Origin of the sequence: Brevibacillus sp. RS1.1, assembly GCF_013284365.1 — a bacterium.
Taxonomy (GTDB): domain Bacteria; phylum Bacillota; class Bacilli; order Brevibacillales; family Brevibacillaceae; genus Brevibacillus; species Brevibacillus brevis_D.
In genome coordinates, this window is the sequence record NZ_JABSVA010000002.1 from 654061 (window position 1) to 670619 (window position 16559).

At 44.5% G+C, this 16559-nt stretch carries 16 protein-coding genes; 3 read left to right on the forward strand and 13 right to left on the reverse strand.

All coding sequences use genetic code 11. From position 1 onward, the window contains the following. Position 1: 1 nt before the first annotated feature. The gene (locus HP570_RS08650; protein WP_173625464.1) at positions 2-742 is read right to left on the reverse strand and encodes a LytR/AlgR family response regulator transcription factor; all 741 of its coding nucleotides are present in this window, start codon (positions 740-742) and stop codon (positions 2-4) included. Positions 743-893: 151 nt separating this feature from the next. Further along, positions 894-1256, reverse strand: a complete 363-nt coding sequence (locus HP570_RS08655; RefSeq protein WP_173625465.1) for a MerR family transcriptional regulator — start codon at positions 1254-1256, stop codon at positions 894-896. A 114-nt stretch (positions 1257-1370) separates the two neighbouring features. On the opposite strand from HP570_RS08655, the gene HP570_RS08660 reads away from it, so the two are divergent. Continuing rightward, positions 1371-2132, forward strand: a complete 762-nt coding sequence (locus HP570_RS08660; protein ID WP_173625466.1) for an SDR family NAD(P)-dependent oxidoreductase — start codon at positions 1371-1373, stop codon at positions 2130-2132. Positions 2133-2201: 69 nt separating this feature from the next. Here HP570_RS08660 and htpG read toward each other — a convergent pair whose 3' ends face one another. The 7 genes from htpG to HP570_RS08695 all read right to left on the reverse strand — a co-directional run bounded on the left by htpG (position 2202) and on the right by HP570_RS08695 (position 11261). After that, on the reverse strand, positions 2202-4082 hold the full coding sequence (htpG, locus tag HP570_RS08665; protein WP_173625467.1) for a molecular chaperone HtpG: 1881 nt from the start codon (positions 4080-4082) through the stop codon (positions 2202-2204). Positions 4083-4320: 238 nt separating this feature from the next. Next, positions 4321-5484: a PstS family phosphate ABC transporter substrate-binding protein gene (locus HP570_RS08670; RefSeq protein WP_173625468.1), complete on the reverse strand. Its 1164-nt coding sequence runs from the start codon at positions 5482-5484 to the stop codon at positions 4321-4323. Between the two features lie 81 nt (positions 5485-5565). Continuing rightward, positions 5566-6225 (reverse strand): type A chloramphenicol O-acetyltransferase, encoded by a 660-nt coding sequence (gene catA, locus HP570_RS08675; protein ID WP_173625469.1) that lies wholly within the window; start codon positions 6223-6225, stop codon positions 5566-5568. Between the two features lie 344 nt (positions 6226-6569). Next, a complete protein-coding gene (locus tag HP570_RS08680; RefSeq protein WP_173625470.1) occupies positions 6570-7949 on the reverse strand; it encodes a HAMP domain-containing sensor histidine kinase in 1380 nt (459 codons plus the stop codon). Next, positions 7936-8643: a response regulator transcription factor gene (locus tag HP570_RS08685; RefSeq protein ID WP_007723834.1), complete on the reverse strand. Its 708-nt coding sequence runs from the start codon at positions 8641-8643 to the stop codon at positions 7936-7938. Before HP570_RS08685 ends, HP570_RS08680 begins: the two co-directional genes overlap by 14 nt. Before the next feature lie 50 nt (positions 8644-8693). Beyond that, positions 8694-10700, reverse strand: a complete 2007-nt coding sequence (locus HP570_RS08690) for a serine hydrolase domain-containing protein (protein ID WP_173625471.1) — start codon at positions 10698-10700, stop codon at positions 8694-8696. A 144-nt stretch (positions 10701-10844) separates the two neighbouring features. Further along, on the reverse strand, positions 10845-11261 hold the full coding sequence (locus HP570_RS08695) for a VOC family protein (RefSeq protein ID WP_173625472.1): 417 nt from the start codon (positions 11259-11261) through the stop codon (positions 10845-10847). A gap of 219 nt (positions 11262-11480) precedes the next feature. On the opposite strand from HP570_RS08695, the gene HP570_RS08700 reads away from it, so the two are divergent. Next, entirely contained in the window at positions 11481-12218 is a 738-nt protein-coding gene (locus tag HP570_RS08700) for a cyclase family protein (protein WP_173625473.1), read from the forward strand. Positions 12219-12292: 74 nt separating this feature from the next. On the opposite strand, the gene HP570_RS08705 is transcribed toward HP570_RS08700, so the two are convergent. Further along, positions 12293-13324 (reverse strand): LacI family DNA-binding transcriptional regulator, encoded by a 1032-nt coding sequence (locus HP570_RS08705; RefSeq protein ID WP_041749803.1) that lies wholly within the window; start codon positions 13322-13324, stop codon positions 12293-12295. Positions 13325-13569: 245 nt separating this feature from the next. Here HP570_RS08705 and HP570_RS08710 point away from each other — a divergent pair, with 245 nt between their 5' ends. Further along, a complete protein-coding gene (locus tag HP570_RS08710; RefSeq protein ID WP_142495402.1) occupies positions 13570-14622 on the forward strand; it encodes a 2,3-butanediol dehydrogenase in 1053 nt (350 codons plus the stop codon). A 174-nt stretch (positions 14623-14796) separates the two neighbouring features. On the opposite strand, the gene mleBRB is transcribed toward HP570_RS08710, so the two are convergent. The 3 genes from mleBRB to HP570_RS08725 form a co-directional block, all read right to left on the reverse strand. Further along, complete coding sequence (gene mleBRB / locus HP570_RS08715; RefSeq protein WP_173625474.1) at positions 14797-15642, reverse strand: BRB family alpha/beta fold macrolide esterase; 846 nt, start codon at positions 15640-15642, stop codon at positions 14797-14799. 100 nt (positions 15643-15742) lie between these two features. Beyond that, positions 15743-15895: a hypothetical protein gene (locus HP570_RS08720; protein ID WP_012685185.1), complete on the reverse strand. Its 153-nt coding sequence runs from the start codon at positions 15893-15895 to the stop codon at positions 15743-15745. Positions 15896-16060: 165 nt separating this feature from the next. After that, on the reverse strand, positions 16061-16462 hold the full coding sequence (locus tag HP570_RS08725) for a DoxX family protein (RefSeq protein WP_173625475.1): 402 nt from the start codon (positions 16460-16462) through the stop codon (positions 16061-16063). Positions 16463-16559: the final 97 nt, after the last annotated feature.

A 16559-nucleotide genomic window follows, 5' to 3' on the forward strand; every position in this document is an offset into this window, starting at 1 on the left:
ATCAATCGACCTTCATAATCATAAATTTGGTGTAAGTATCTTTAACCTCTTTCATTTTAGAACGACCTATAGGCAATTCCTTCCCATTGGACATGAGAACCACTCCGCTAGCAAATTTCTTCACATGAAGCAGATTAATAATAATGGAACGATGGATTTGTATGAAGTTACAGTCCTTTAAGGCCAGAGCATAATCAGAAATGATGCCTTTGCTTTCATAGGTTTGATTCGTGGTCGTAAAATGCAGCTTGCTTTTTATGGTTAAGCTTTTGGCAGCTTCAATACTAATAACTTCATCATATTTTAATACGACATCTTCATAGCCTGACTTGATGACCATATACTTTTTATCAAGTGCTTGAAAGTATTGGTGTAGCTTGATGATTTTCTCCTCCAAGATCGAAGGTGCAATGGGTTTTATCAAGTACTGATATGTCATGACGTCAAAGCTTTCCACCATATATTTTGGGTAACTTGTCAGAAAAATAATTTGTTCATCCAGGTTATTTAACCCTCTTATTGTTCGGGCTGCTTGAATTCCGTTCATTCCACCCATTTCAATGTCCAAAATTAAAATATGGAATGGAGTTTCTTGGCGCTCATAATAAGATACCAACTGCTCTCCCGAGTCGAATGATTCGATTACAAATTCAATATTTGTCTTTATCGACAAAGTAATTAGAATGCTTTTAACAAACTCTCTGTGTTTCTCCTCATCATCGCAAATAGCCACTCTATACATAAATGTTGTACCCTCATTCCATTACCTTTATTTTAAAGTTCTCTCATAAACATGATACAACCTTTGGACTTTATCTAGATAGCTTTTGGATGAAACGCAAATTTGAATCCCTTAAATCACAATAACGCACATGGCACTTGTGAATGGAAAATCAATGTCTGTTACTGATGTAGTCTTTGTAACCAACAATTTTACGTTCTAGCATACCATCCACATCGATTAAAGTTTTTATTTGTTGCTCAATATAGTGTTTATGATCTTCTAAAAGACTCAATCGAGCTGAGGCAGTATGTTCTCCCTCTAAAAACAGGGAAGCGTACTTCTTGATTTTCGAGATAGGCATTTGCGTTTCTTTTAACTTGATAACAAATCGCAGCCATTGAATATGCGAATCGCTATATCGCCTGTCACCGCTTTGATCGCGATCCGGAATCACTATTTTTTCCTTTTCATAATACCGCAGCGTATGTGTGCTTATCCCTAATAGATGTGCTACTTCACCAATCGTGCGCATGAGAAACCTCCGAATAGATTTTATACCCTTGACTTAGAGTTTACTCTAATCTGTATACTCAATGAAACATTCCATCTCATTGGAAGCTATTGAATAAATTCAGGAGGGGTATACATGAATTATACGGTCATTACGGGAGCAAGCTCAGGAATTGGTTTTGAAACCGCTCTGGCATTTGCTGCTCGTGGAAAAAACTTAATTTTAGCAGCTCGTCGAACGGAGGAATTAGAAAAGCTCCAATCAAAAGTGGCTGAAATCAACGCAAAATTGGATGTAGTCATTCGGACAGTTGACTTAAGTGTGCGTGCAAATGTTCATGACTTTTACGACAGTCTAAAGGATTATGAGATTGAGACCTGGATTAACAATGCGGGGTTCGGAAACTTTGCTTCTGTCGGGGAACAAGATTTGAATAAAATTGAGTCCATGCTTCACTTGAATATTGAAGCACTAACGATTCTATCTTCTCGTTATGCTCGTGACTATGCACATGTGAATGGAACACAAATCATCAATATTTCTTCAGGCGGAGGTTACAGAATCATCGCTAACGCCGTGACCTATTGCGCGACGAAGTTCTATGTTAGTGCCTTTACGGAAGGTCTGGCACAAGAATTGAGGGAGAACGGAGCAGCCATGCAAGCAAAAGTGTTGGCACCTGCTGCAACAGAGACCGAATTTGCGAAGCGTTCCCTTGATATGGATCACTTTGAATATGCTGGTGCAGTTCCTAAGTTCCATACAGCTAAACAAATGGCCGGCTTCTTGCTCGATTTATATGACAGTGAGAAGATCGTTGGAATCGTGAATGGAGCAACATATGAGTTCGAGCTAAGAGATCCAATCTTCACGTATGTACCGAGGCCAAGCAACTAGTTTTTTATCACTCTGAGACGTTTTCCGCATAAAAAAGAGGATGAGCAAGTCTCATCCCCTTTTTTGTGATTACACCATTACTTTGCAAATATCGTTCGTAAACTCTACCGGGTCTTGAATCGGCAAGCCTTCGATTAAGAGAGCCTGATTGTACAGAAGTGCCGTATACAAATTGACCTTTTCCTTGTCTGCGTCAAATGCACCCTTCAACGACTGGAACACCGCATGGTTCACATTAATCTCCAGTACCTTGTCTGCCTTCACACTCGGATTGTTTGGCATCGCGTTCAGGATTTTTTCCATTTCAATCGTCACTTCACCCTCTGTCGACAAGCAGACAGGGTGTGACTTCAAGCGCTTGGAAGCTTTTACGGCTTTGACTTTTCCTTCGAGCAGCGATGCCATATAGTCGAACAGCTCTTTGTTGTTCTCGTTTTCGGCTTCGGCTGCTTTTTCTTCTTCGCCCGGTTCGATTCCCAAATCCCCGCTCGATACGGATTTGAATTCCTTTTCCTTGTAGTTCATCATCATTTTGATCGCGAACTCATCGACGTCATCTGTGAAGTACAGGATTTCGTAGCCTTTTTCGGATACGAGCTCTGTTTGCGGCAGCTTCTCGATTCGCTCGATCGACTCGCCGGATGCGTAATAGATGTACTTTTGATCTTCTGGCATTCTCTCTACGTACTCTTGTAGCGTCACCAGCTTTTTCTCTTTGGACGAGTAGAACATTAGCAGGTCTTGCAATGTTTCTTTATGCGTTCCGTAGTCGCTGTACATGCCGTATTTCAACTGTCTGCCAAATGACTTGTAGAACAGCTCGTATTTTTCCCGCTCTGTTTTCAGCAAGCTTTGGAGCTGGCTTTTGATTTTGCTCGTGATGTTTTTCGCAATCAGCTTCAATTGACGGTCATGCTGGAGCATCTCACGAGAAATGTTGAGAGACAGGCTTTCGGAGTCAACCATCCCTTTAACAAAGCTGAAGTAGTCTGGAAGCAGGTCCGCGCATTTGTTCATGATCAGTACGCCGTTCGCATACAGCTCCAAACCTTTTTCGTACTCCTTCGAGTAGTAATCAAATGGCATGCTCTCCGGGATGTACAAAATCGCCTGATAAACAACGGCTCCATCTGCATTAATGTGGATGTGTCCCAGCGGCTTGTCGAAGCCGTAATGCTTGCTCGCATAAAACTGTTCGTAATCCTCAGTCGTCAGCTCGCTTTTATTTTTACGCCAAATCGGAACCATGCTGTTCACGATTTGTTCTTCCGTCACTTGTTCGTATTCGTTTTCGCTGCCCTCTTTTGGCTTATGCTGGGTAATGTCCATTTTGATCGGGTAACGAATAAAGTCGGAGTACTTTTTGATAATCGCTTTTAAACGGTACTCTTCCAAAAACTCGTCGTAGTTCTCTTCTTCTGTATTCTCCTTGATTTCGAGAATGATTTCGGTCCCGACCAAATCTTTGTGATAAGGCTCGATCGTGTAGCCATCCGCACCGCTGGACTCCCATTTGTAGCCCGTGTCGCTTCCCAGTGCTTTACTGATGACCGTAACCTTGTCGGCAACCATGAAGGCCGAGTAGAAGCCTACGCCGAATTGACCAATGATATTGTAGCCATCCTTTGCGTCGTTTTCTTTTTTGAACGCCAACGAACCGCTCTTCGCAATGACACCCAGATTATTTTCCAGTTCATCCTGCGTCATGCCGATCCCGGTATCTGTCAGGGTCAACGTTCTGGTATCTTTGTTAACCGCTATTTTGATAAAATAGTTCTCTTTATCAAACACCAATTGATCATCGACGAGCGATTTGTAGTAAATTTTGTCAATCGCGTCACTGGAATTAGAGATCAATTCACGCAAAAAGATTTCCTTTTGTGTGTAAATTGAATGGATCATCATTTCCAACAGACGTGTAGATTCTGCTTGAAACTGCTTTTTTTCCATGAAAAAATACCCACCCTTCCGGACTTCTTATGTATTCCTTTTTCAATATTAGCACTCTCACCTCGCGAGTGCTATTTACTATTTTTATAACAGCCTTAGATTTTTCTGTCAATATGAACCTGCCAGTCTGTGCGTCCATCTGTGACGAGGTGCCGCCCCTCCTACCGTTACGAACCACAAAAGCGAAGAAGAAACCCTCGGGTCAATTGCCCAAGGGTCTCCTTTACTTGCTACTTAGTTATTTCACTGGAATATAGCCCGTTTTTTCTACTAATTCTTGTCCCTGCGGAGACAAAATCCATTCGATCAGTTTCTCTGCATTCGGATTGTCCGTCCCTGCTGTCACTGCGTAAAACTCCGCCACAAACGGATACGCTCTGTTTTTTATCGTTTCCTTATTAGGCTTAACTCCATCAATTGCAAGTAGACGAATGTTTCCGTTTCGCACCATCTCCGTGGCATAAAACAAGAACGAGTAACCGATGGCATTCGAATAATTTTTGTAGTTGGCTGTTTGCTCGATGATTTCACCCATTCCTGTTACCACGTCTTCTTGTGGTGCTTTCATGAGCTCTTTACCCCCCATGATCTTCTTGAGCATCGTCTGACTTCCGCTATTTTCAGGACGCTGAAAGGATCGAATAAACTCATACCCGCCCCCGACTTGATCCCAGGAATTGATGTCTCCCGCATAAATGTCCTGAATTTGCTGGGTAGTGAGTCCCTGAACAGAATTCTCTGCATGGACAAAAAAGACAAAAGCTTCCTTTCCAATCGGAGTCAGCTTAAGCTCTACGCCTTTTTCTTTGGCTGCTAGGAGCTGTTCCTCGGAAGGAGCTGCCGCAAAGATGACATCGACTTTGCCATCCAGTAAATTTTCGTACGCTTTTGGCGTTTTGCTTACCATGACTTCGCTGTCGGCAAGGTCGTAATCCTTCTTGGGATAAACAGCCTGCACAAAGGAAGCGTAAAGAGGATACAAGGCGGTCGCCCCATCTATTTTGGGCAAATCAGACTGTAATGACAGTGTCGCAGGTTGATCAAGCTTTTTAATTTTGGAGCCTGTACGAAACGGTTTATATAGTTCCAGATCGACCTCTGCCTCACTGACAATAGGAATGCTATTATGGTAATAGCTGCTGATCTCATATCCTGCAACTGGCAGCGTACAAAAGAGAAAATAGACAAAGAGGGCTCTGTTCCATAACCGACTCTTTTGCGGGGCGAACATTTGCCCGATGATGTAAATGATAAAAACGACTGTCGTGACAGCGACAAGGAGGGAATAAACTCTTCCCTGTGCGTTCAAGGCAGTCATTACCATCGCCACGACTCCGATCACAGTAATGATCGCACCCAAAACGATACAGCCGAAGACTTTTCCTACCAATTCTTTATTCATTCCTTCTCCTCCCAGTTCTCCTACCGTTATTATAAATGATTGGAAGAGATTAGGAAGGAGAAGCATACCAAACGAGCCAATTCACTCGACACCTAACCATTCCTTATAGTTTGTTGCCCATTTTTGCAGATCATTAATGAACAGACTGGCGTGATAGCCATCACAAACCGCATGATGGACCTGCAAAGAAACAGGCAATAACGCTTTGCCTTCTTGCCCGAAATACTTTCCGCTCGTAATGATCGGCAGCAAATATCGCCCATCTCCCGAAATATTCAGATTAAACCCACTAAAGCTAACCCAGGGAATACACGAGACAGGGAACGTATAAGGCGGTTCCAACTCTTTTGCCACAAGACCTTTGTTGTCCCCGTACTGCTTCATATCCGCTACGTAATTTTGATAAAACACAGGGAACTCGTCTGCGAATTCCGTCCACATCGTAGAAAAAGTTTGATCGTCCTGGTGAAAAAAAGTATAGCTGGGTATCATGCTCTCCCAATAGCCCAACTCGCCATCCATATGAAAGGAAGTCCGAAATTCACGGTGTGCATTGACAACGTTTGTCACCATATACAGAAAAGCCGGGTACAGCTTCATCCCCTTTTGCCGTAGAGCGAGCAGCAATTCCGTTATATCTATGTTGGCAGTCATACTGAAAGTGCAATTCACTCGGTTCAGATAATGCTCGAAATAAGACCTTCTGCTCCAATTATCTAGATCGATTCGCTGAAATTCCATTGGATATCCCTCCTAAAATCGAAAACATCATGATTTTAGGAGGTGATTTTGCGTGTCCTTTTCATAACACCATCCCCTTCTCCAATCCTGCCTTACCCTTCCAGCATACCATTTGTATCTCTTCCTGACACTATTAGCGGATGGTTCTCTCTCAACTTATACGAGTAAATAACCCTCTCCAAAACTCTCATTTCGAAAAAGGAGCCCTCTCATTTGGAAGGCTCCTTTTTAGCAATTGCACCTCTTACTCCATCTGCATTTTGCTCATATCCATATACAAGCAGATTTCAGCGAAGACCATCCAAATCAGCGAACCCACTCCATACATTCCCGGACAGTACCGCTCATTCAAGAGGCAAAGTTATTTTAAATAGAGTCGTATACCGTTGATTTCTTTCCAAATGAATGGTCCCCTGATGTAACGTTATAATTTTTTTACAAATGGCTAGACCAAGTCCGGTGCTATCTTTCACAGGATTGCTCCCTTTTATGAACTCTTCAAAAATATGTTCCCTAACATCCTTTTGAACACCTATACCGTTATCACCCAACCACAGAACAACGCCGGTCTCTATTTTCTCGCATGAAACGAATAGCTGCGTTCCCGGCGGATTATGTTTTAGCGAGTTACCGATCAAATTCGTAATAACGCGGTTCATATGCATTTTGTCGAACATGACAAACAGCGGCTCCTCTGGAATTTTCACTTCCAATTGAAATCCCCTATCTTCTATTTCCGGATAAAATTCCGCAACAAGCTGCATAAACCACTTACTAATGTTCACCTTTTCTTGATCCAGTCTCACGTGCTGGTCTTCCAGCTTTGCCAGTTCGAACAAATTTTGAATCAAATGGGCCATATAAGACGATTTGTCGTTAATATATTGAACATACTGACGCCTTTGCTCTTCTTCTAGCTCCGGCCTATCCAGCAACAACTGAGAATACCCGAATACAGAAGTAATCGGTGTTTTCAGATCATGAGACAAATGCAACAGCATGTTTCTTTTGTTGCTCGCTACCGCTTCTTTCTCTGCAGAGGTCTGCTGTAGTCGTTCTGCCATTCCGTTAAATGCTTCTCGGATTTCTGCAAATTCCATTTCAGCCGAAAATGTAAGCCTCTTCTGATAGTTGAAGCCTTCCATCTCTTTAATGCCCTCTACAATTTGCCGGAGAGGCGCCTTCATCTTCAAGACGGAGTACCGGGTGTAGAAATAAAGGGCGATGAACAACAGAACGACAAACAACGCTATTAAGATTCCAAACGTCAATGATATAATTTCCGACCGCTCAGGAAATTTCCATAACAGAACATAGTTTTCATCCTCTGGCCCTTGCGCTTGATAGGCATGGTAGAAAATTGAATCATCATTTCGCAGTATGTCCACTTTAGCGTACAGCATTCCATCGCTATATGTCATGATATTGTCTTCCTTGTTGCCTTTTACATAGATGACTGTCCCCGATTCATCCACGATCTCGAACCAGCCGCCGTACTCGTCTAACAACCGACCATCAATCTTTTCAAAAGGGTACTGGTATATTTTACTGACATCCACTTGGGTCAAATCGGGCGTTTTATTAAAAAAGTTGTCCATCAACAGGTCTGTCCCAAAAAGAGCAACCATAATCACACATGAGAACAAACCGCTTATCACAACATAATGCCGAAAAAACAGTTGTTTTAACGGCCGCTTGTCGGGGATGCTCTCATTTTTTTTCAAAACGGTAGCCTAACCCCCTGATCGTAATAAGATAAACTGGCTTTCTTGGGTTATCCTCAATCTTCTCCCTGAGTTTGCTGATATAGACCATGATGAGGTTTTCATCCCCTATGTATTCCTGCCCCCAAACATGCTCGTAAATGGATGCTTTTGTAAAAACTCTCCCCGCATGCTTCATCAGTAAAGACAAAATCTTGAACTCGTACGATGTCACTTCTTTCTGCTGTCCATTTTTGTACAGCTTACAGCTTACCAAATCGAGCATGACATCGCCAATTTGTATGATTTCATGGTTCTGCTTTTCACCTTTGGAAAATACATCCATTCTCCTGAATAACGCTTGAACTCTGCTGACGACTTCTATGGGGTTAAAAGGCTTCCCCACATAGTCGTCAGCGCCAAGCTGCAGTCCAATAATTTTATCCATATCGTCCGATTTCGCGGACAGGAACAAAAACGGAACTTCGGAAATATGTCGCATCTTTTTTAATAACTCGTATCCATCCATCATCGGCATCATAATATCAGCAATAACCAGATCGATTTGCACGTTTGAGAATACAGCCAGCGCATCAACCCCATTACCTGCTTCATAAGTAGCAAACCCGTAATTTTTCAAATAAATACTGAGTAGTTCACGAATTTGTGCTTCATCGTCGATGATCAGTATCGTTTTGATTGTACTTCCCTCCATCGCCTCATGTCGCAACGAAGCACAAACAAGAAGTCACGGCTTGTTGTACACTAAAATAATTGGTCTGCAAACCGAGATAGTAACGCAGCCGCTTCTTTCCTTACCATCGGCTGCTCTGATTTATAATCGAGACTGCCATCTCTGTCTTTCACCACTTCTGGTCCGTATAATCCTTTTGCCACTACGAAATGGACTCCCTCTAAAGCCCAAGCATCTGTCCTACCACTCAAATTGGCTTTTTTCGGCTCTGCATGAAAATAGCCAAATGCCATGCGCCATACGATGTTTGCTGCTTCTTGACGCGTCAATGGCTCGTTCGGATAAAATTTGCCACCAGCAGATGCTCTTAGTAAACCTAACTCGTAAGCTGCTTGAATTTCCCGCGCATACTTGTTACCTGAAATATCCGTGTAAATCAGTTTATGCTTTGATGGGGCAACGCCACTCCACTTGATGAACCAGCCAACAAATTCTCCTTTTGTTATCTGTTGTTCGGGCGAAAAGAGATTGTCTCCTTCCATATCAGCAAAGACACCGATCTGTCTCAGGTGATAAATATAGGACGCATATGGATGGTCATTCTCCACATCCTGATAACGTTGCGGCTCAGGCATTTTTTCTGCCCAACTATCTGTTTTTAACTCGTAATAGAAAGCCTGCACATCTCCGTGATCGTTCAGCTTAAAAGCAGCTTTACTACCTTGTTCATCCTGGAATAAGAGTGGCTCCACCTCATATAGGACATGTTCTCCCAGCGAGTCTTTTACAATGAGTTTGCCGCCTTCAGCACGTATACGAGTCGTCCACATCCGGTTTCGCAAATCGCTGTATGTCCCTTCAAACTTCGTGAGTTCTTGTTTCTCTAACTCAAACGCTCCCTTTTTCTTCTCATTTTTCGGGTAGTAATGATCCATAAACGCTTTAATCAAAGGTATACGAATTTCGTAGTCCTTATTGACTGTAACGAATACTCCCACTTTTTCTTCCGGGATCAACCACATCCCGGTATGGTATCCTTGTAAATCCCCTCCTTTTTCAATAACATATTGTCCATTGTAATTTTGCTGGTTGCCATATTCGAAACCAAGCGCCATGTTATTCAGCTTTGGATGCACGGAAAGATGAGGTCTGTGCATTTCTGCCGCCGTTTCTTCTTCCATAATCGTCGCATTCCCAAGCTTTCCTTTATTGAGATGAGCAATCATGAATTTAGCCATATCAGAACCAGTTGAGAGCATTCCACCATCAGGAAGCTCAGTTGGTACCATTGCATAAGTCGGGATCGGCTGTCCGATAATATTATAAGGCACAGCCAACCCTTTGACTATTGATGGCGTCAGTCGAAAATCACTATTTTTCATGCCAAGCGGCTTAAAGATGCGTTCCTTCACGTATTTACCAAATGGTTTTCCTGCTACTTGTTCCACAACATAACCTTGAATGTCGAAGCCGAGGTTGTCATATCTGTAAAACTCTCCTGGCTTGCGAATGACATTTGGGAGATTGTCCATAACGTATTTCTTTAAAGAAACCTCCCGTTTCAAGTCGGTTGTTGAACCGTCAGAAGTGTCTCCAAAGTCAAATCCAGTGGAGTTCGTTAACAGATGTTTCATAGTAAGAGGAGCGCCTGTCTTATTCGGAATCCGGGCACCCCCCATATATGCGGATACATCTTTGTTCAAATCTATTTTTCCTTGCTCCGCCAATTGCATAACGGCTGTAGCTGTAATAACCTTGGATACTGACGCTACACGGAATACAGTTCGATCAGGATCGACCGGAATCTTCTTCTCTACATCCGCATATCCATACCCTTTTTTAAAAAGGACCTTGTCTCCTTTTACAACTACAAACGTAGCTCCTGCCATGTTGTTCTTAATTTCTGACTGGTTAAAAAATTCATCTGCAAATTGCTCTACCTCTCTCGGATCATCCGGCCCAGATACAGAAGATGCGAACACTTTGGTTGGAGAAACAACTCCGCTTACAAGGCTGACACTCATAGTAGTTACAATTACAGTCGCCATTAATGTCTGTAACTTCGAAAACATTTTCATAAGATTGCTCCTCTCCTTTACCCTTATTTCCTTCTCTAGAAGAGTAAACAATTAATCTTAATCGTATTTCTATACAACCTTAATAGAACATGAATTTTTTGCTTGTTCATGCAAAAACCCCTGATTTCTCAGGGGCACGCTCCTCTATTCTCTCGATATCTGTCTCATATCCATATACAGCACATTCCACCGATGACCATCCAAATCAGCGAAGCCTGCCCCATACATCCCCGGACCATGCTCCCGAGGCTCACTGAAAACAGTGCCCCCAGCCTCTTTCACCTGATTCACCAATTCATCCACTTCTTTCCTGCTCTCGGCATCGATCGAAAACAACACTTCCGTTCCGCGCTTCGTATCTGCCAGCTCATTTTGCGTAAAAGATTGGAAGGTAGCCTCTGGGAACAGCATGATGAGCATGTTTTTTTCGCCGATTACCACGCCCGCCATCTCTTTGCTATTCTCATGGCGAGGATGAAAAGAGAATCCGAGTGCGGCAAAAAATGATTTGGACTTTTCGAGGTCCTTGACGGGCAAATTGATCCAAAGCTCTTTTGTCATGGGAATTTCTCCTTCGCGTTTTGTTTGGATGATACTCATTCTTCTCCTTTAAAGCATAGCAGAATCATGCTCGAACGCTTCTTCTCGATTGCTATTTTTTGTTAAACCATTCATCCATATCATTTCCGATATTGACACTCGGAATTAGAACCGATAAAGTATTGGATAAACTTGGTTTTATAAGCGCGAAAATTCTAAAAATAATTACGAGGTGGGCACATGGCAAACGATTTGATTCAAGCAATTACCCTGTTAAAACAAAAAGAATGGGTCGATCTTACGCACACATTCGGTCCGGAATCTCCGCACTTCCACGCCTTTGACGCCGCCGAATTCCAGACACTGTTCACACATGACGACGGCTTCTTCGCCCAGCGCTTCTCTTTTCCTGGGCAGTACGGTACGCACTTGGATGCACCCATTCACTTCGTGCGCAACAAGCGTTACTTGGACGAAATCGAACTAAAAGAACTCGTATTGCCGCTCGTCGTCATCGACAAATCAAAAGAAGCCGAAGCCAACAACGACTATTCGCTTTCCGTGGAAGACATTTTGCATTTTGAAACCGAGCATGGTCAAATCGAGAGCGGCTCCTTCGTCGCCTTGCGCACTGATTGGAGCAAGCGCTGGCCAGATGTGGAGGCCTTCAACAATAAGGATGCAGATGGAAACAACCACGCTCCTGGCTGGTCCTTGGAGGCTTTACAATTTTTGTTCGCGGAAAGACAAATCAAAGCAATTGGTCACGAAACCTTCGATACGGATGCGACAATCGACTACCGGAAAAACGGAGCGCTCTTGGGCGAATATTTTGTGCTCGATCAAGACACCTATCAAGTGGAGCTGCTCAAAAATCTCGATAAGCTCCCGGCAAAAGGCGCTGTCATAGTAAACATTACACCCAAGCCTGAAAAAGCCTCCGGGTTTCCGGTTCGCTCGTTCGCCATATTGCCTTAAAGCTAAAGCCGAGTAAAAGCCAGGTATCATAAACGATCACCTGTCTTTCACTCGGCTTTTCAGCTGAAAATTCCCTACGTATCCAATGAGGATTTGCGGATAACCGCCACACTGGACTCCCTTACAATTAGCCGTGGCTCGAACTGCACACGTTCGTACGCGCCTGCCCCCTGCTCTCGAATCCGTTTCAGCAAAAGCTCAGTCGCCAGCCGTGCCACCTCTTCCCCCATGATCGAAACAGAACTGATCTGCGGAGTCGTAATCGTCGTCCACACATTGTTGTCAATTCCCACGACCGCGACATCTTCTGGCACCCGGACTCCGAGCTCCTTGAACCGATTCACGATCCCGATTGCCACCATGTCATTGACCGCATAGATGGCATCCGGCATGTTTTTCAAGCTAAAAAAGTAATCAGCAGCACGAAGGCCCGTCTCAAACGAGAAGTCCTCACCAAAATACACCAGCGAAGGATCGACGTGCTGAAGTGACGCCTCATAGGCAAAATACCGTTCTTCGATCTTGTCCTTCGGTGCACCTGCGTAAGCGATTCGCGTACGTCCAATTTTGATCAGATGCTCCATGACGAGTCGACCTTCTTGACGGGCCATGCTGACCACATCTGCTTTCACACTGTCTTCCAGCTTTTTTCCATAGTTAATAATCGAAACCGGAACACTCGCTTTGTTAATCATCTGGACCAACGTCTTCGGATAGGCGAGTGGCATGATAATTAGCCCGTCTACATGCAGCTTTTTGACCTCACGCACAGTCTCAAGCTCCATTCGGGCATTTCCTGCTGTATTAATTTGTACGACTCGGTAGCCATGCTGCTTGGCTGCTTGCTCGACTGACCAGGCGATATCCGGAATGATCGCGTTGCGAATGTCAGGGACAGCCAGTGCGATTTGATAGGTTTGGCGTACCTTTAGACTCTGCGCGGAAGTGTTCGGAATAAAGCCCAGCTCATCGATCACGTCCAGAATCAACGCTTTCGTCTTCGGACTGATCCCCCCGCTGTCATTGATGGCCCTCGATACGGTTGCAATTCCTACGCCAGCCTTCTTCGCCACGTCTTCTATTGTCACTTTATTTTTTGTATCCAACGCCTTGCTTTCCTTTCCATACCGGAATCGTTTTCTAAGTTTCCGAGCTAAAATGTGTTTTCCTATCGCAATTATAGCATACACAAAAGTAATGGTAACGAGGCGTGAGCAAAACATAACAGACTCTTGCCTAGGAAATCAAATTGACAAGATGCTGAACTTATGACATATTATTTTCGGAAACGTTTCCTATTTTACTTGCTGAATTTCATATAGAATCCAAATCGAACGAGGAGATGGCAGATATGAAAGCATTACGTTGGCACGGTTTGAAGGACCTCCGTTTGGAAACCATTTCGGAACCGGTTGCGACCAAAGGTAAAGTGAAAATCAGAGTCGAGTGGTGCGGGATTTGCGGAAGCGACTTGCATGAATACGTGGCTGGTCCGATCTTCATCCCACAGGGAGCTGAACATCCACTTACAGGCGAAAAAGCCCCGATCGTAATGGGGCATGAATTTTCCGGACAAGTAGTGGAAATCGGCGAAGGCGTAACTACTATCAAGGTTGGCGATCGCGTCGTCGTCGAGCCAGTTTTCGCTTGCGGAACATGCGCCGCGTGCAGACAAGGCAAATACAATCTTTGTGAAAAAATGGGCTTCCTCGGTCTCGCAGGCGGTGGTGGCGGATTCTCGGAATACGTGGCTTGCGATGAGCATATGGTCCACAAAATCCCAGACAGTCTCTCCTATGAGCAAGGTGCTCTTGTGGAGCCATCTGCCGTAGCCCTTTATGCCGTTCGTTCAAGTCAGTTGAAAGCTGGTGACAAAGCTGTCGTATTCGGCGCCGGTCCTATCGGCTTGCTTGTCATCGAAGCACTGAAAGCAGCTGGTGCAGCTGAGATTTATGCAGTGGAACTGTCCCCCGAACGTAAAAGCAAGGCCGCTGAGCTGGGAGCTATCGTCATCGATCCAAAAGAATACGACGTAGTCCAGGAAATTCACAACCGGACAAACGGCGGTGCAGATATCGCCTTTGAAGTCACAGGCGTGCCTCCTGTCCTCACGCAAGCCATCGAATCTACCAAAATCGCTGGACAAATCATGATCGTCAGCATCTTCGAAAGAGAAGCTTCAATCAAGCCAAACCACATCGTGATGAAAGAGCGCAACATGACAGGCATCATTGGCTACCGCGACGTATTCCCTGCCGTCATCAGCCTGATGGAAAAGGGCTTCTTCCCGGCAGACAAGCTGGTCACCCAGCGCATCAAGCTCGACGACATTATGGAGAATGGTTTTGAAGCGCTGCTAAAAGAGAAAAATCAGGTGAAAATTCTCGTTAGCCCGAGAGCATAATCGAAAACGATTCCATAAATATCGTGCTGTTTCCTTCCACATAAGGAAATACGCCATTCCGCTACCAAAAAAAAACGGAGAGAAAGCAGGGGTCATTCCTGTTTTCCGCTCCGTTTTTTCTTGTTACCCTCTTCGATTTGTAACCTTGCGCTCTGCACAGAAGAGGAAGTGTCATTACGCTTCCTTTTCTTGCGTATGCTTCAAAATCGCTTCGATGACGACATCCCAATCCCCATACGGAAGCTCATGCCCTGTCCCTTCCAACGTGAGCAAGATTGCTCCCGGAATGGTATTCGCAAGATGTAATGCATGCGCGAAAGGAATGAGTAAGTCTTCTGTACCGTGAATCACGAGAGCTGGTACAGCGATTTCCGCTGTCCGCAACAAATACGGTTCACTGGCCGTCACGAAGGCGTGGTTGTTTCTACTCGCATAGTGGTTGCTTCTGGCGATATCGATTTTGGCCAATTCACGAACGCGCTCCTCGTCAAAAGGATGTTTGGAACCACTGAGAACTTTCCAACTCGCAACCGCCGCCTCTAACGCCTCCTTCTCATCCTCCCAGTTGATCTCCCCCATCTTGCTGAAAAACTCCATCAGCTTCTCATCGATTGGTGGTAGGTCAGGAGCAAAATTCGATGTTGCGTGCAATATGATCGTGCGAACTCTTTCGGGATGTCGCAATGCAATCATTTGTGTCAACATTCCGCCCATCGACATACCAACGAAGTGTGCCTGCTGTACACCGAATGCATCCAGGACGTGAACAGCGTCATCCGCCATATCTTCAAACGTATAACCTGGTTGGCCAACTTCGTACGTCGTGGAGCGCCCGACATCCCGATTATCAAAACGAATAACAAAGCGTCCAGCGTCAGCTATTCGCTGACAAAATTCTTCCTCCCACCAAAGCATGGACATCTGGGCTCCCATAATCAGCAAAATCGCCGGATCTGTGGGCTTTCCAAAGCTTTCCGCGCATATTTCCACACCATTTACTTTTAGGATCTGTTCTGCCATTGTAAGTTTTCCCCCTCAACGAACTGTAATAAAAAAACACAGGCTAGGCTGCCTGTGCTTACGTCATCGAAAAAGGAAAGAGAAACGGAAACCATGGACATCAGATACCCGCATCTGATTGTACAGGATGGATTCCATTCTCTTTGCAGATCATGCAAATAGAGGGGGCAGCACGCTTGCCTTCCTCACTCCCATTTGCCCATGATTCAATTGGGTTACCGTAGCGGCAAACCATTTTTCGATTCGTATGCACACAACATAGCCTTTTCACGCTATATCATCGATTGTGTTGTGCGAATAAAGTATCGAAAAATTAATTTGCCACACGTAACCCTCCGTTCTTGATAAGTTGTGCCCATCCTACCACATGCTTTTTCATCTGTCAACGATTGGCAGTTTCAACGGTTGTTCGTAGCTATCATTTTTCTTCTTTGGCAGTGAAAAACAGCTTTCGCACCCGCTCATCCCGCAGCCACAATCCGCCCCACATTAAAATAGCGAGGTAGACAGCAAACAGTGTATGCGTAAAAAGAGGCGCATCGACACGGATCTGGGTCGCAATGACCCCACCGAAAAATCCAGTCAACAGAAGCGCACCCAAAACTGCTGTCCGGGGGATCGCATACAACACCGTTGATATAAGGGCGAGAATTCCAATCACACCAATGTGATGCTGCGCATAGCCAAGTACGAGGGTTCCCTCTACGACAGGAGCAGGCTGGATGAGTTTAAATACACCGTCAAAAAGCATAAAAAGAATGACTAGTCCGCTCATAATCCGTGCAATCCACAGACGTGTTTTCGAAATTTGACTCCGCATGGGGGTCCCACCTTTCATTTTTTTCCTAAGCAGATCGTAGCACATTCAAAGCGGAGAGATTTCTTCTGAATTGCTCTTTTGGGGAAATGTTCACTCT

Bases quoted from the DNA above. Each gene is read 5' to 3' on its own strand.
- HP570_RS08690 (WP_173625471.1), bottom strand. From the start codon at position 10,700: ATGAAAATGTTTTCGAAGTTACAGACATTAATGGCGACTGTAATTGTA.
- catA (WP_173625469.1), bottom strand. From the start codon at position 6,225: ATGGAATTTCAGCGAATCGATCTAGATAATTGGAGCAGAAGGTCTTAT.
- HP570_RS08725 (WP_173625475.1), bottom strand. From the start codon at position 16,462: ATGCGGAGTCAAATTTCGAAAACACGTCTGTGGATTGCACGGATTATG.
- HP570_RS08685 (WP_007723834.1), bottom strand. From the start codon at position 8,643: ATGGAGGGAAGTACAATCAAAACGATACTGATCATCGACGATGAAGCA.
- HP570_RS08660 (WP_173625466.1), top strand. From the start codon at position 1,371: ATGAATTATACGGTCATTACGGGAGCAAGCTCAGGAATTGGTTTTGAA.
- HP570_RS08695 (WP_173625472.1), bottom strand. From the start codon at position 11,261: ATGACAAAAGAGCTTTGGATCAATTTGCCCGTCAAGGACCTCGAAAAG.
- HP570_RS08650 (WP_173625464.1), bottom strand. From the start codon at position 742: ATGTATAGAGTGGCTATTTGCGATGATGAGGAGAAACACAGAGAGTTT.
- HP570_RS08670 (WP_173625468.1), bottom strand. From the start codon at position 5,484: ATGAATAAAGAATTGGTAGGAAAAGTCTTCGGCTGTATCGTTTTGGGT.
- mleBRB (WP_173625474.1), bottom strand. From the start codon at position 15,642: ATGGCAGAACAGATCCTAAAAGTAAATGGTGTGGAAATATGCGCGGAA.
- HP570_RS08655 (WP_173625465.1), bottom strand. From the start codon at position 1,256: ATGCGCACGATTGGTGAAGTAGCACATCTATTAGGGATAAGCACACAT.
- HP570_RS08700 (WP_173625473.1), top strand. From the start codon at position 11,481: ATGGCAAACGATTTGATTCAAGCAATTACCCTGTTAAAACAAAAAGAA.
- HP570_RS08710 (WP_142495402.1), top strand. From the start codon at position 13,570: ATGAAAGCATTACGTTGGCACGGTTTGAAGGACCTCCGTTTGGAAACC.
- htpG (WP_173625467.1), bottom strand. From the start codon at position 4,082: ATGGAAAAAAAGCAGTTTCAAGCAGAATCTACACGTCTGTTGGAAATG.